General features: G+C 66.6%; 10 protein-coding genes. 7 read left to right on the top strand and 3 right to left on the bottom strand.

The features are described 5' to 3' along the window. Nucleotides 1-135: 135 nt before the first annotated feature. The gene (locus AC5P8U_RS03300) at nucleotides 136-2,571 is read right to left on the bottom strand and encodes a TonB-dependent receptor plug domain-containing protein (RefSeq protein WP_188240671.1); all 2,436 of its coding nucleotides are present in this window, start codon (nucleotides 2,569-2,571) and stop codon (nucleotides 136-138) included. 214 nt (nucleotides 2,572-2,785) lie between these two features. Here AC5P8U_RS03300 and AC5P8U_RS03295 point away from each other — a divergent pair, with 214 nt between their 5' ends. The 4 genes from AC5P8U_RS03295 to AC5P8U_RS03280 all read left to right on the top strand — a co-directional run bounded on the left by AC5P8U_RS03295 (nucleotide 2,786) and on the right by AC5P8U_RS03280 (nucleotide 7,910). Continuing rightward, the gene (locus tag AC5P8U_RS03295; protein ID WP_111007652.1) at nucleotides 2,786-3,268 is read left to right on the top strand and encodes a DUF3574 domain-containing protein; all 483 of its coding nucleotides are present in this window, start codon (nucleotides 2,786-2,788) and stop codon (nucleotides 3,266-3,268) included. A 36-nt stretch (nucleotides 3,269-3,304) separates the two neighbouring features. Continuing rightward, nucleotides 3,305-4,159: an XAC2610-related protein gene (locus AC5P8U_RS03290; protein WP_445391254.1), complete on the top strand. Its 855-nt coding sequence runs from the start codon at nucleotides 3,305-3,307 to the stop codon at nucleotides 4,157-4,159. Between the two features lie 126 nt (nucleotides 4,160-4,285). Continuing rightward, the gene (locus AC5P8U_RS03285) at nucleotides 4,286-6,004 is read left to right on the top strand and encodes a thiamine pyrophosphate-dependent enzyme (protein ID WP_495213882.1); all 1,719 of its coding nucleotides are present in this window, start codon (nucleotides 4,286-4,288) and stop codon (nucleotides 6,002-6,004) included. Between the two features lie 301 nt (nucleotides 6,005-6,305). Beyond that, the gene (locus AC5P8U_RS03280) at nucleotides 6,306-7,910 is read left to right on the top strand and encodes a SulP family inorganic anion transporter (RefSeq protein ID WP_072167655.1); all 1,605 of its coding nucleotides are present in this window, start codon (nucleotides 6,306-6,308) and stop codon (nucleotides 7,908-7,910) included. Nucleotides 7,911-8,107: 197 nt separating this feature from the next. Here AC5P8U_RS03280 and AC5P8U_RS03275 read toward each other — a convergent pair whose 3' ends face one another. Next, the gene (locus AC5P8U_RS03275) at nucleotides 8,108-8,818 is read right to left on the bottom strand and encodes a glutathione S-transferase (RefSeq protein ID WP_072167656.1); all 711 of its coding nucleotides are present in this window, start codon (nucleotides 8,816-8,818) and stop codon (nucleotides 8,108-8,110) included. Between the two features lie 169 nt (nucleotides 8,819-8,987). Between AC5P8U_RS03275 and AC5P8U_RS03270 the strand changes: the two genes are divergently transcribed. The 3 genes from AC5P8U_RS03270 (at nucleotide 8,988) to AC5P8U_RS03260 (ending at nucleotide 13,215) form a co-directional block, all read left to right on the top strand. Beyond that, complete coding sequence (locus AC5P8U_RS03270; protein ID WP_088497236.1) at nucleotides 8,988-9,809, top strand: DUF3014 domain-containing protein; 822 nt, start codon at nucleotides 8,988-8,990, stop codon at nucleotides 9,807-9,809. A gap of 181 nt (nucleotides 9,810-9,990) precedes the next feature. After that, a complete protein-coding gene (gene clpB / locus AC5P8U_RS03265) occupies nucleotides 9,991-12,576 on the top strand; it encodes an ATP-dependent chaperone ClpB (RefSeq protein ID WP_494525134.1) in 2,586 nt (861 codons plus the stop codon). A 93-nt stretch (nucleotides 12,577-12,669) separates the two neighbouring features. Next, nucleotides 12,670-13,215 (top strand): hypothetical protein, encoded by a 546-nt coding sequence (locus AC5P8U_RS03260; RefSeq protein WP_423172995.1) that lies wholly within the window; start codon nucleotides 12,670-12,672, stop codon nucleotides 13,213-13,215. 39 nt (nucleotides 13,216-13,254) lie between these two features. On the opposite strand, the gene AC5P8U_RS03255 is transcribed toward AC5P8U_RS03260, so the two are convergent. After that, nucleotides 13,255-14,055: a MipA/OmpV family protein gene (locus AC5P8U_RS03255; protein WP_069139331.1), complete on the bottom strand. Its 801-nt coding sequence runs from the start codon at nucleotides 14,053-14,055 to the stop codon at nucleotides 13,255-13,257. Between the last annotated feature and the right edge of the window lie 33 nt (nucleotides 14,056-14,088).

Below are 14,088 nucleotides of genomic sequence, written 5' to 3'. Positions count from 1 at the left end.
ACGGTCGGCACCCACCCAGAGCGATCACCTCCGGTGGGTGCCGACCGTTGGTCGGCACGAAGGGGAGGCTTGCATGGAACCCGGGCAGTGCGGACCAACGGTCCGTACCCACCGGGAGTGATTGGTCCAATGCAATCAGAACGTATAGCGGACGCGGCCGTAGTAGTACGCACCGTTGCTGCCGATCGGCGACAGCACGTCGTACGGCAGGTTGCCGAAGTAGTGGATATCGCTGTTGGATCGATCCGGATAGTTGTCGGTCAGGTTCTGCCCGCCGATGGCCACGCTCCACTGCGGGGTGATGCGGTATTCGACTTCCGCATCCAGCTGCCACTCGGCCTGGTAGGTCTGGCGCGGGATGTAGCCGTCTCCGAAGTTGAACACACGGGTGGCGCTGCCATAACGGTTCACGCGGGTGCTCAGCGACCAGTGGTCGTTGCTCCATGCGGCCGAGAAACTGCCACGCGTGCGCGGTGTGGCGTCGGTAAGCGTGTTGGTCTCCTCGATGCCGAACAGCACGTAGTCCGGATTCAGCGCGCGCAGCTGGGCCGGGGTGGCCAGCACGTTCTTCAGTGTGGTCTTGGTATACGCATAGGTGCCGGTCAGCAGCAGCTGGCCATCGCCCAGCGACTGCCGCCAGTTGCTCACCAGCTCGGCGCCTCGGGTGCGGGTGTCGGCGGCGTTGACGAAGAAGCTGGCACTCTGCAGGCCGCTGACGCCGTAGTTGGCGGCCACGTAGTCGGTCAGTGCATCACCGGTGATGCTCTCCGACAGTGCGATGCGGTCATCGATGTCGATCTGGAAGAAGTCCAGCGACAGGTCGAAATGCTCGCCGATGCGGCTGGTGAAACCGAGCGAGGTGTTCAGCGACTTCTCTGGCTTCAGGTTCTGTGCCCCCAGGCCGCGTGCGATCGGATTGTTGACCGACAGCAGGCGGCCCTGCACCAGCTGGCCACCTGCGTTGTAGCCGGTGGAGGTGGACTCGTAGCCGATCTGTGCCAGCGACGGCGCGCGGAAGTTGTTGGAGATCGCGCCGCGCAGCGCGAACGCCGGGGTGAACTCATAGCGCAGGCCGAGCTTGCCGGTCAGTTCGCCGCCGAAGTCGTCGTTGTGCTCGTAGCGCGCGGCCAGATCAGTGGAAAACTTCTCGCCGAACTGGCTGGACAGGCTGGCATAGGCGCTGGCCACATCGCGCGACAGGCGCGCCGCATCCTGCGGGGTCAGGCCGCCACCGGCCTGCGAACCGGTCGGGCGGTCGGTGTACGGGCCGGCGGCATAGCTGGCCGGGTCGCCAGGGCGGGTCTGGTAGCGCTCGTGGCGTGCTTCCACGCCCAGGCCCAGGGTGTGGCTGATGCTGTCGTTCTGGGTGAACACGCGACTCAGATCGAGGTTGCCCACGGTCTGCGCATATTCGTAATCGGCGGTCTTGAAGCGGGTCGGGCTGGTCGGGCCCAGCGAGGCGTTGAGCGAATCACGCAGGCGATAGGTGAAGTCATTCTGGCCGTAGTCCAGGCTGCCGTCGTAGCTCCATTCGCCCCACTGCCCGCGCACGCCGGCCACGGCCTGCACGTCGCGGTTCTCACCTTCGGAGATCGGCCGGTAGCCATTCGGATAGACCTGCTTCCAGTTGGCATCGCCATCGGGATAGCGGAAGTAGTTCGCGCCTTCGGTGTCACGCTGGTTGAAGGTACCGAACGCGTAGAACGTCGAGGTCTGGCCCACCGGAATCTCGGTGTTCAGCCACAGGTTGATGTCCTTGCTCTTGCCATCACCCAGGACATAGTTGCGCTTGCCCCGCAGTGCCAGGTTGCCCGGGGTCTGGTCCCACGGCGGAATCTGGTCGAAGCCGGCGCGGTTGGTGCCGTTGCGGTGCTTGTATTCCAGGCCGACGCGCAGGAAGCCACCGTCTTCGCCCAGCGAGGTGCCGACCTTGGCGCTGATGTTGCCGGTCTGGCCATCGGTGAGGGTGCGGCCGATCGGCTTGAGGTCGGTGTGGTTGGCACCGTAGCTCGCCTCGATCTCGCCGCCGTCACCGCCGTTGTCGAGGATCACGTTGATCACGCCGGCCACGGCGTCCGAGCCGTACAGCGCACCGGCGCCATCGCGCAGCACTTCAATGCGCTTGATCGCACTGACCGGAATCGAATTGAAATCGACCGGGGTGGTGCCCTTGCCGATCTTGCTGTCGGTGTTGACCAGCGCGGTGTGGTGGCGGCGCTTGCCGTTGACCAGCACCAGCACCTGGTCCGGCGACAGGCCACGCAGCTGCGCGGCGCGCACATGGTCGGCGCCACCGGAGTTGGACTGGCGCGGGAAGTTGAACGACGGCAGCAGCGCCTGCAGCGCGCTGCCCAGCTCACCGTTGACCACGCCGGCCTTGCGGATGTCCTCGGCGGTGAGCACATCCACCGGCGAGGTGGATTCGAGCACGGTGCGGTCGGCGGCACGGGTGCCGGTGACGATCACCGTATCCAGGTTGGTGGCGTCCTGGGCCAGGGCCGGGGCGGCGGCGGAGGAAAGCGCGAGGGCGATGGCGAGGCCGAGCGGCGACGCGGGCAGGCGGGCGGACATGGGGACTCCAGCAACAACGACGACGGGGGAAGGGGAGATGGTTTCACTTACATCCATCCGGATGAAGCGATATATTATCTTCGCGTGATGACCGGTGCGGATGCAAGCCCCTGCCGGTCCGGCATGAGCTGATGCCCGGTTGGCATCAGCACGCCGGGCCGGTGGCGCGGTACGCTGCCGGCTCGCCTTGTCCCCCTTCCCCGGAGCTGTACCGATGAAACACCTTGGCCTCGTCTTCGCCGTGCTGTTGGCCACCAGCGGCTGCGCCAGCCTCTCATCGCAGGCGCCCAGCGCCTATGCCACGGCCACTACCGCCGAACTGAAGGGCGACGCCGCGCGCCCGTCTTCCGCGCACGGCTGGGTGCGCAGCGAGCTGTATTTCGGCGTGGGCGAGGAGCAGGGCGCCGGCAACCGTCCGCAGGCCGACACCATCAGCGAGGCGCAGTGGCGCACCTTCCTGGACAAGGAAGTGACCCCGCGCTTCCCCGATGGCCTGACCGTGTTCGATGCCTATGGCCAGTGGCTGTTCCGCGGCGATACCGCGCCCAACCGCCTGCGCACCAAGGTGCTGGTGGTGCTGCATGAGGACACCCCGCAGCGCCGCGCCGATATCGAAGCGATCCGCCTGGCGTGGAAGCAGCAGACCAGGCATCAGTCGGTGCTGTGGTCGCGGCAGCCGGTCGAGGTATCGTTCTGAGTTGAAGGTGCCGCCGCGGTGCCGCAGGGAGCAACGATGAACTACAGGGAATGCCTGCTGGGCCTGGTGTTGGCCGGCGCGCTGGCACCGACGGCGCAGGCGGAGGACGAGGGCGAAACGCTACGCTTCCAGGTGGCCGCGCATGTGCAGGCGCATGCCGATCCCCTGCAGGACGGCAGCATCGTGGTGCAGCTGTCACCGTCGGGCAAGCGGCAGACGCTGGCCGGCGCGGCGGATGCCGACGGCCATTCGCGCTGGTCGCTCGAAGATGTCGATTTCGATGGTTACCCGGAGCTGGTTGCACGTGCCCCGGTCGGCATGGTCAACGAAGCGGTGGCGGTGTACCGGTTCGATCCCGCCAGTGCCGGGTTCCGCGCGCTGCGGGCTGAAACCCACGGCAGGGAGAGCTGCGGCGAGCTGATGGGCCTGATGGTCGACCACCTCAGCCGCACCCTGACCAGTAGCTGCCGCAGCGGCCCGATGTGGTACACCGACCAGTATCGCTTTGCAGGTGCGACACTCTACCTGTACCGCGCCGAGAGCGTGCTGATGCTGGGCGATACGGTGAACGCCGCGCTGCAGTGGGAACAACGCGAAGAGAACGGGCCGTTGGCGGTCTGGCGCACCTATGATCCCGCCGGCCGTGTGTTGGAAAGTGCCATTGCCGATGGCCTGGGCGCACCGCCGGATGGACCGTTGCGCGGCCAGCAGGCCACCGTGGCATCCGCGCGGCTGTTCCTGTTCGACCGGCCTGGTGCGTCCAGCACCAAGCGTTACCTGGTGCAGGGTGATCGGGTGGAATTGCTGGATGAACAGAACGGCTGGGTGAAGCTGCGCTATCGCAGCCCGAAGCACGGCGACGTGCTGGGCTGGATCAACGTCAACGACTAGAAAGGGGACGGAGGGAATTAACTCGCTTGCGGCACAAGCGAGTTAGTTCCCTCCGTCCCTTTTTTTGCGGAGGCATCACTTCATCGGGTCTAGCCTCGGGAGTTCCCCCGTTCGAGGATGTATCCGATGAGCAAGCGCGTGGCCGAAATCGTGGTGGACGCCCTGCAGCAGGCCGGTGTCCGCCGTTGCTACGGCATCGTGGGCGATACGCTCAACCATGTGACCGATGCGATGCATGGCAGCGAGATCGCCTGGGTGCACGTGCGCCATGAAGAAGTGGCAGCGTTCGCTGCTGGCGCCGATTCGCTGGTGAGCGGCGAGTTGACCGCCTGCGCGGGTTCCTGTGGTCCCGGTGGCCTGCACTTCATCAATGGCGTGTTCGAGAGCAACCGCAACCGTGCGCCGATGGTGCTGATCGCCAGCCAGGTGGTGACCAGCGAGCTGGGCATGGAATTCCCGCAGGAAGTGGATTTCAAGTCGGTCTATGGCAGCTGCACGGTGTTCTGCGAGCAGGTGCACAGCCCGGAGCAGGCGCGACGCGTGGTGGCCCTGGCCTGCCAGGCCGCGATCAGCCGCCGTGGCGTGGCGGTGGTGATCCTGCCGGCCGATATCAGCCAGGCCGAGGTGAAGCACGATGTGCCGTTCTCGGTGCATTACACCCAGCCGGTACTGCGCCCCTCCGACGCCGAACTGCAGCGCATCGCCGAGCTGCTGGGGCAGGGCAAGCGCATCGGCATCTACGCCGGTGCCGGTTGCCAGGGCGCGCACGCACAGCTGTTGGAACTGGCCCGGCGCTTGCAGGCCCCAATCGCGCATACCTCGCGCGCGAAGGATTTCGTCGAGCCGGACAACCCGTACAACATGGGCATGACAGGCATCTTCGGCATCGAGTCCGGCTTCCACACGCTGATGGCGTGCGACACGCTGCTGCTGCTCGGCGCCGACTTCGCCTGGGGCCAGTTCTACCCGGACAAGGCCACCATCATCCAGGTCGACCGCGATGGCAGCCACCTTGGCCGCCGCCACCCGGTGAACCTCGGCGTGGTCGGCGATATCGCACCGACGCTGGATGCGTTGCTGCCGATGCTGCCGCCGCGCGAGGACAGCAGTTTCCTGGACGAGTGCATCGAGCATCGCGACAAGGCGCTGAAGAAGCGCGAACAGGAGGAGGAGCCGGGCGAAGGTGAATTGATCCATCCGCAGCACCTGACCGCGCTGCTCTCGAAGCACGCCACCGAAGATGCACTGTTCACCGCCGACGGCGGCTCGCCGATGGTGTGGGTGCTGCGCCATATCCGCGTCAACGGTCGCCGCCGCACGCTGACCAGCCTGCTGCACGGCACGATGGCCAACGCGATGCCGCAGGCGCTGGGGCTGCAGAAGGCCTTCCCCGGCCGGCAGGTGATCTCGCTGTCCGGCGATGGTGGCCTGGCGATGCTGCTGGGTGATCTGTTGACGGCGGCGCAGGAGAACCTGCCGATCAAGGTGGTGGTGTTCAACAATGGTTCGCTGAACTTCGTCGAGCTGGAGCAGAAGGTGGAAGGTCTTCTGGACAACTACACCGACCTGAAGAACCCGGACTTCGGCCGCTTGGCCGAAGTGATCGGCTTCCATGGCCGCACGGTCACCCGCAGCGAGGATCTGGAGGAAGCGGTGCAGGATTTCCTGTCGCAGCGCGGCCCGGCATTGCTGGACGTGCACACGAGTCGCGCCGAGCTGGTGATGCCGCCGCAGATCGAGGCCAAGCAGGTCGCCGGCACGGCGCTGTATGCGGCCAAGGCGGTGTTGAACGGTCGCTTCGACGACGTGAAGCATCTGCTGGTGGACAACTTCCTGAAGAAGTGAGGTGGTCGATGCAGGGCTGCGCCCTGCACCCGAGGTAGGGCCGGCCGCTGGCCGGCAACATCAGCAGCAACAGCAACAGCTGGGTATCCGTGGGATGGCGGGGTGGGTCCGGTTGCGGCGACCCCTGCGCGGCCTACCCGACCGGCCCAACTGGCAATGCCGGTCGACTAACAGTCGACTCTACCCGCGCCCAGCCATGAGGGGCGCCGCCGTTGGCTGGAACCCATCATTCCACCGCGGAATTGGCGCCCAGGCCCCGCTGGGCCTACCATCGGCGCTCCCCACCCCCACCGCCCCTTCCATGTCCGCTCCCGCTTCCGCCGCACCGCGTCGCTGGTTCGTCGCCGGCGACTTCAACGGCTTCTTCGGCCTGGTCGTCGACAACCTCTCCATCCTCGGCTTCATCGCCATGGCCCTGGTCGGGATCTTCCAGTTCCCCGCCGACGTGGTGTTCGGCCGCATGTTCCCCGGCACGGCCTTCGGCGTGCTGATAGGCAACCTGCTGTACACCCTGATGGCACGCCGGCTGGCCGCGCGCAGCGGCCGTGACGACGTCACCGCCATGCCGCTCGGCCTGGATGCCCCCACCAGCATCGGCATGGCCCTGCTGGTGCTTGGCCCGGCCTTCATCGCGTTCAAGCAGCAGGGCATGAACCCGCACGCGGCGGGCATCGCCACCTGGCAGCTGGGCATGGCGGCGCTGGTCATCATGGGCGTGCTCAAGTTCGTGCTGTCGTTCTTCGGTGAAGCAGTCACCCGCGCGCTGCCGCGTGCCGCGCTGCTGGGTTCCATTGCCGGCATCGCGCTGGTGCTGATGGGCCTGCTGCCGCTGCTGGAAACGCTGCGCTCGCCGCTGGTCGGCTTCACCACGCTGGGCCTGCTGCTGTATGTGCTGATCGCCAAGGGGAAGCTGCCGGTGCGTGGCCCGGGCGTGCTGCTGGCCTTCGTGTTCGGCACCGTGCTGTATTACGGCCTGGGCCTGGCCGGGCTGGGTGCGCCGGGCTTCCATGTGCCGGAGTGGGTGCCGCCGCAGGTGGTGCTGCCGCTGCCGACGCTGGGCTTCCTCGACGGCCTGCCCACTGCGATGACCTACCTGCCGCTGCTGCTGCCGTTCGGCCTGCTGATGGTGGTCGGCGGCATCAATGTGTCTGAAAGCGCGCGTGCGGCCGGCGATGACTACCGCACCCGCGACATCCTGCTGGTGGAAGCGGTGGCTACGCTGGTGGCAGGCGTCTGTGGCGGCGTCGCGCAGACCACGCCGTACATCGGCCAGCCGGCGTACAAGCACATGGGCGCGCGCAGCGGCTATACGCTGCTGACCGGCCTGTTCGTCGGCATCGGCGGCATGCTCGGCATCATCTCCGGGCTGGTGCAGTGGCTGCCGCTGGCGGTGCTGGCACCGATCATCGTGTACGTGGCCATCGACATCACCACCCAGGCCTTCCAGGCCACGCCGCGCCACCATACCGGCGCGATGGTGTTCGGTTTCCTGCCTTCGGTGGCCTACCTGCTGGCGATCAAGGCACCCGGCTGGATCGCACCGGATCAGCTGCCCCAGCTGCTGACCAAGCTCGACGGCCACGGCCTGCCGGAGCTGGCGGTGATCTTCACCCTGGGCAATGGCTTCATCATCACCTCGATGCTGTGGATTTCGGCGGTGGCGGCGATGGTCGATGGCCGCCTGCGCCGTGCCTGCGGCTTCCTGCTGGTGGCGGCGGTACTGACCCTGTTCGGGCTGATCCACTCGGTGGATCCGCGCGGCGGCATCTACCTGCCGTGGGAGCTGGAAGGATTGGCGCGCATCATCAGTGTGCAGTTTGCCGGCGCCTACGTGGCCCTGGCGGTGCTGCTGGGCTTGCTGTCGCTGCAGAAGCAGCCGGTGAAGCCGCTGGGTGGGGACAGCTGATCCCACGGTAGTGCCGGCCGGCGGCCGGCATGCTCATGGGTATCCAAGGGCCGGCGCATTGCCGGCCCTTCTGCTTCTGCCGCCTTGTAGAGGCGAGCCTGCGCTCGGCTGCTCTGAGCCGAGCATGGCTCGGCTCTACAGGGGCGTGTTGCAGGCGGCGAATGCTTACAGCGCGCTCTGCCGGCCAGCGGCCGGCACTACCGCTCGGCGTCCAGCTCCGGGTAATGGCGGAAGATGCCATTCGTGTTGAACGCCAGCCGCCGTTCCGAGGCCAGGTAGGCGGCGATGTTCGGCCGCTTCGCCACCCGCGCCTGCAGCGCGCGCAGCAGGGGCAGTGTGGGCGCCAGTGCCTGCATGCGACGCGGGAACATGTAGTCCAGCCCACTCAGCAGCTGGAACAGCGACAGGTCCACATACGAATGCTCGCGCAGTGCATGGCGGCCACCGTTGGCGGCCAGCACCCGTTCGAAGTAGCCCAGGAACTTCGGCAGGCGCTCGCTGCGCAGCGACGCGGCACGTGCCTTGGCCTCGGTCTTCTGCGCTTCGTAGTATTTCGATGCGGCGATCGGATGATGGGTGTCATGCACTTCGGCCACCAGGTCAGCGATGGTCAACTGCAGTTGCAGCGCCTGCATCCGCCGCGATGCGGCCTGCGGCACCAGATCCAGCGCCGGGCCGAGGAAGTCCAGGATCGCGGCAACCTGCGCAATGACCTGGCGACCGGCCTTCAGGAACGGCGGCGCGAAGGGCTGCGGGCCTTCGCTGTGGCCCTCCAGGAACGGCTGCATCACCGCATCGCCGTGCACCCGCGCCATGTCGATGTAGTCGGCGCCGGCATCCTCCAGCGCCAGGCGCACGAACTCGCCGCGGCCCTGGATGCCGGTCCAGTAATACAGCGCGTACTGCATGGCAGTGCCTCCACATGAAAAGACCCACAGCGTCGCGCGGGGCATGCAAAGCAGGCGTGAGCGCGGCTTTGGCGCGGGCCGAAGCCGAACGGCAGCGGAACAGACGGGGAACCGGCTGGAACCGGTGGGGTCACACCTTCTCCATGCGTGTGAAACGAGGTGCTGCATCATGCAGAGTGGAAAGGCGGTATGGCCCTGGGTGTTGGGAGTGGTGGTGATCGGTGGCGCGGGCGGTTGGTTGTTCCGCGATCAGCTGAAGAGCCTGGCAGACGGTGTCTCGGTGCCGGTGCAATCGCCCCCCGCCAGTACCAGCGCACCGCCACAACCGCAGGCGGCCGCGGAACCCGCGCCAGCGCCACCGACGATCAAGCATCCGCTGGATACCGAGGCCGCAGCTGATCCGGCGCTACCGAAGCTGGCTGACAGCGATACGGCTGCCTGGGGTGCATTGAGCCAGCTGTTCCAGGGCGAGGGCCCGATGACCCTGCTGCTGCGCGATCACCTGATCCAGCGCCTGGTCACCCAGGTCGACAACCTGGACAAACCAAGCGTGCCGCCGACGGCGCTGGCCGCACGGCCGCTGCCGGGCAACCTGCAGGTCGAGCCTGGCGAGGGTGGGGAACGCATCGCGGCAAGCAACTCGGCGCGTTACGCGCCCTATGTGCAGGCCTTTACTGCGCTGGATCCAGCGGCAGCGGCTACGGCTTACAAGCGCTTCTATCCGTTGATCCAGCAGGCCTACGTCGACCTGGGCCGGCCCGACGGCTACTTCAACGACCGTCTGGTGGCGGTGATCGACCATCTGCTGGAGACCCCGGAACTGGTGCAGGCGCCATTGGTGCAGCGTGATGAGCGCGGTCGCTACCGCTTCGTCGATTCCACCCTGCAGTCGCGCTCGATAGGCCAGAAGGCGCTGTTGCGCATGGACGCCACGCAGGCGCGGGCGGTCAAGCAGCAGCTGCGGGCGCTCCGCTCTGCGATCATCCGCTGAACCGGTCCACTGCGCCGAACTGATCGGGATCAACGCGCCGACCACACCCGTTCCGGCATGCTGGCCGCAGGCTGACTCGCTACGGGGTGCAGTCGCAGCCACCCTTGAAACGGGGTGGGGCAGCCGCATCTTCCCAGCATCGCCGGCGCGGGCCGGCCCTGATGACCGATGAGGATTCGCAATGCGGATGGACAAGCTCACCTCGCGTTTCCAGCAGGCGCTGGCAGACGCACAGTCGCTGGCCGTGGGCCGCGACAACAGCATCATCGAACCGGTTCACCTGTTCAGCGCGCTGCTTGACCAGCAGGGCGGCAGCACGCGCCCGCTGCTGGCCCAGGCCGGGGTGAACGTGCCGGTGCTGCGCGAGCGCCTGACCGAGGCGCTGGATGCACTGCCGAAGGTGTCTGGCCAGGCCGGCAACGTCTCGATGGGCAATGACCTGGGGCGCCTGCTGAACCAGACCGACAAGCTGGCGCAGCAGCACGGCGATGCCTTCATTGCCAGCGAGTGGTTCGTGCTCGCGGCGCTGGAAGACGGCGGCACGCTGGGCATGGCGCTGCGCGCCGCCGGTGCCGACAAGACCCGCCTGCAGGCGGCTATCGACAAGCTGCGCGGCGGCGAGAACGTGCAGTCGGAGAACGCCGAGGAGCAGCGGCAGGCGCTGGAGAAGTACACCATCGACCTGACCGCGCGCGCCGAGAGCGGCAAGCTCGACCCGGTGATTGGCCGTGACGAGGAAATCCGCCGCACCATCCAGGTGCTGCAGCGCCGGACCAAGAACAACCCGGTGCTGATCGGCGAACCCGGCGTGGGCAAGACCGCGATCGTGGAAGGGCTCGCCCAGCGCATCATCAATGACGAAGTACCCGAGGGCCTGCGTGGCAAGCGCGTGCTGTCGCTGGACATGGGCGCGCTGATCGCCGGCGCCAAGTTCCGCGGTGAATTCGAGGAGCGCCTGAAGGGCGTGCTCAACGACCTGGCCAAGAACGAAGGCCAGATCATCCTGTTCATCGACGAGCTGCACACCATGGTCGGCGCCGGCAAGGCTGATGGCGCGATGGATGCCGGCAACATGCTGAAGCCGGCCCTGGCGCGTGGCGAGCTGCATTGCATCGGTGCGACCACGCTGGACGAATATCGCAAGTACATCGAGAAGGATGCCGCGCTGGAGCGCCGCTTCCAGAAGGTGTTCGTCGGCGAACCCACGGTGGAGGACACCATCGCGATCCTGCGCGGGCTGAAGGAAAAGTACGCCGTGCACCACGGCGTGGAAATCACCGACCCGGCCATCGTGGCTGCCGCCACGCTGTCCAATCGCTACATCACCGACCGCCAGCTGCCGGACAAGGCCATCGACCTGATGGACGAAGCCGCCTCACGCCTGCGCATGGAGATCGACTCCAAGCCGGAGGAGCTGGATCGCCTGGAACGCCGGGTGATCCAGCTGAAGATCCAGCGCGAGATGCTGAAGAAGGAAAAGGACGAAGCCTCGCGGCAGCGCCTGGCCGACCTGGAGACCGATATCGACGGGCTGGAGCGCGAGTTCTCCGACCTCAATGAAATCTGGAAGTCGGAGAAGGCCGCGCTGCAGGGCGCCACCAAGATCAAGGAACAGGTCGAGCAGGCCAAGCTGGAGCTGGAAGCTGCGCAGCGCCGCCAGGATTTCGCCAAGATGAGCGAAATCCAGTACGGCCTGTTGCCGCAACTGGAAAAGCAGCTGGCCGCCGCGCAGGAAGCCGAGCACAAGGACTTCAAGCTGGTACAGGACCGCGTGACCGATGAGGCGATCGCCGAGGTCGTTTCGCGCTGGACCGGCATCCCGGTCAACAAGATGCTCGAAGGCGAGCGCGACAAGCTGCTGCGCATGGAAGAAGTGCTGCACAACCGTGTGGTCGGCCAGGAAGAGGCGATCAAGGTCGTCTCCGATGCGGTACGCCGCTCGCGTGCCGGCCTGTCCGATCCGAATCGTCCGGCCGGCTCGTTCCTGTTCCTCGGCCCGACCGGCGTCGGCAAGACCGAGCTGTGCAAGTCGCTGGCCGAGTTCCTGTTCGACAGTGCCGACGCGATGATCCGCATCGACATGAGCGAGTTCATGGAGAAGCACAGCGTCGCCCGCCTGATCGGTGCGCCCCCGGGCTACGTCGGCTACGAGGAAGGCGGTTACCTGACCGAGGCCGTGCGTCGTCGCCCGTATTCGCTGATCCTGCTCGATGAGGTGGAGAAGGCGCATCCGGATGTGTTCAACATCCTGCTGCAGGTGCTGGATGATGGCCGCCTGACCGACGGCCAGGGCCGCACGGTGGACTTCCGCAACACCGTCATCGTGATGACCTCGAACCTGGGCTCGCATCAGATCCAGGACATGAGCACCGACGACAGCCCGGAGGCCTACACGCAGATGAAGGCGGCCGTGATGGGCGTGGTGCAGGCGCACTTCCGTCCGGAGTTCATCAACCGCCTGGACGACATCGTCGTGTTCCACCCGCTGGACAAGCAGCAGATCAAGCAGATCGCACGCATCCAGATGCGCGGGCTGGAGAAGCGCCTGGCCGAGCGCGGGCTGAAGCTGGCGGTCTCCGATGCGGCGTTCGACCTGCTCGGCAACGTCGGCTTCGATCCGGTGTATGGCGCGCGGCCGCTGAAGCGCGCGATCCAGTCGCAGCTGGAGAATCCGCTGGCGCAGCAGATCCTGTCCGGCGCGTTCGTCAACGGTGACACCATCGAAGTCGGCAATGAGGGTGGGCACTTGGTCTTCGCCAAGGCCTGAACCGGTGGCGCGCCTGCCATGGCTGGCGCGCCACCAAAGCCTCAGCAAGGCACAATGATCCCGTTTCACTTTCGCAAGGACGAGGAGAACCGCATGGACGTTACCCGCAGGGTTTCGCTCTGCATGGCGCTGGCGCTCGCTGCTGTTGCTGGACACGCTGCAGCCGTCGAACAGGTCCAGCTGCCGCCGATGAAGGGTTACCAGCAGGCCCACCAGAGCACCGACGCACAAGGCAACCGCATCACCGAGTACGTGCCGCAGGGCCAGACCGTGCAGGACTGGACCGACATGGTCACTGTCAATGATGCGCCGAACAGTGGCCATGTGAGTCCGCGCGAGTTCCTCGGCATCATCGAGGCGGGGTGGCGCATGGCCTGTCCGGCAGCGCAGAGCCACTGGATCCACGAAGGCGAGGAGGGCGGACGGCCATTCGCGCTGCTGATGCTCAGTTGCCCGCTGAACCCCGGCACCGGCAAACCGGAGTTCACCTGGATCAAGGGCATGCAGGGCAGGCAGGGCTTCCACACCGTGCAGAAGTCGTTCCGCGCCGAGCCGGAGAAGGACGACGTCGTGCAGTGGATCGGCTGGCTGCGCGAGGTCGGCTTGTGCGGCAGCGGCGCCGCACAAGCCTGCCACTGATCGCAGCGAAAGAGGGCGCCCCGCGGCGCCCTTCATGCATCAGAAGCGGTGCGTATAGCCGCTCATCACGCCGAACTGGTTGGCCTTCTGCACGATCGGGCTGTCGGCGGCATCGCCGAGCAGGCGCGTGCCTTCGGCCGAGATGTACCAGTTGCCATTACGGCCCACGCGGTGGCTCCACTTCAGGCCGACACCGGCGCTGACCAGGCCCGCCTTCGGTTTGTGCTCGGCAAAGCCGGTGCGCGCGGCCTGTTCCGGACTGACGCCGTACCAGGTCTGCATGTAGCCACGGTTGCCGTAGTCGGTGGAGACGCTGCCGCTGACCACGCCACCGGCCAGGTCGAACAGCGGCATGCTCAGGTTCAGGTGGATCTGCTGGGTAGCCAGTCCATTCTCAGCCTTGTCCTCGTCCTTGCGGGTGAACTGCCAGGAGCCGCTCAGCACGGCCTCGCCCAGCGTATATCCAGCCGAGACACCGACCAGGGGACGGGTATCGATATCGCCCATGCCGCGCAGGAAGTCCGAACCGCCGAGCAGCGAATCCTTGTCCCTGCGGATACCGCTGGCACCGACATAGGCGCGCACGCGGGTGTGCTCGCCGAGGGTCGTGCCCCAGCCGATGCCACTGGTGCCCAGAAACCAGCCCCCCGGCGAGGTGACATCGAAGGACAGCGAAGGCGTCGCACGGTACTCCTCGCTGCCGCTGTAGCGCGGCGCCACGCCACCGCCGGCGGCGAGCTCGAAGGTCCAGTGGTCATCCTTGGCGTGGGCGATCGGGGCGGCGAACAGCGGCAACAGGGCCAGGTGGAGCAGGGCGGGGGAACGGCGAAGCTGGGACATGGAAACTCTCGACAATGGGAGGAAAGCAGCGCG

This window comes from Stenotrophomonas sp. YJH_SMC_81, from assembly GCF_059370875.1.
This window is presented reverse-complemented; position numbering and strand designations above follow the sequence as displayed.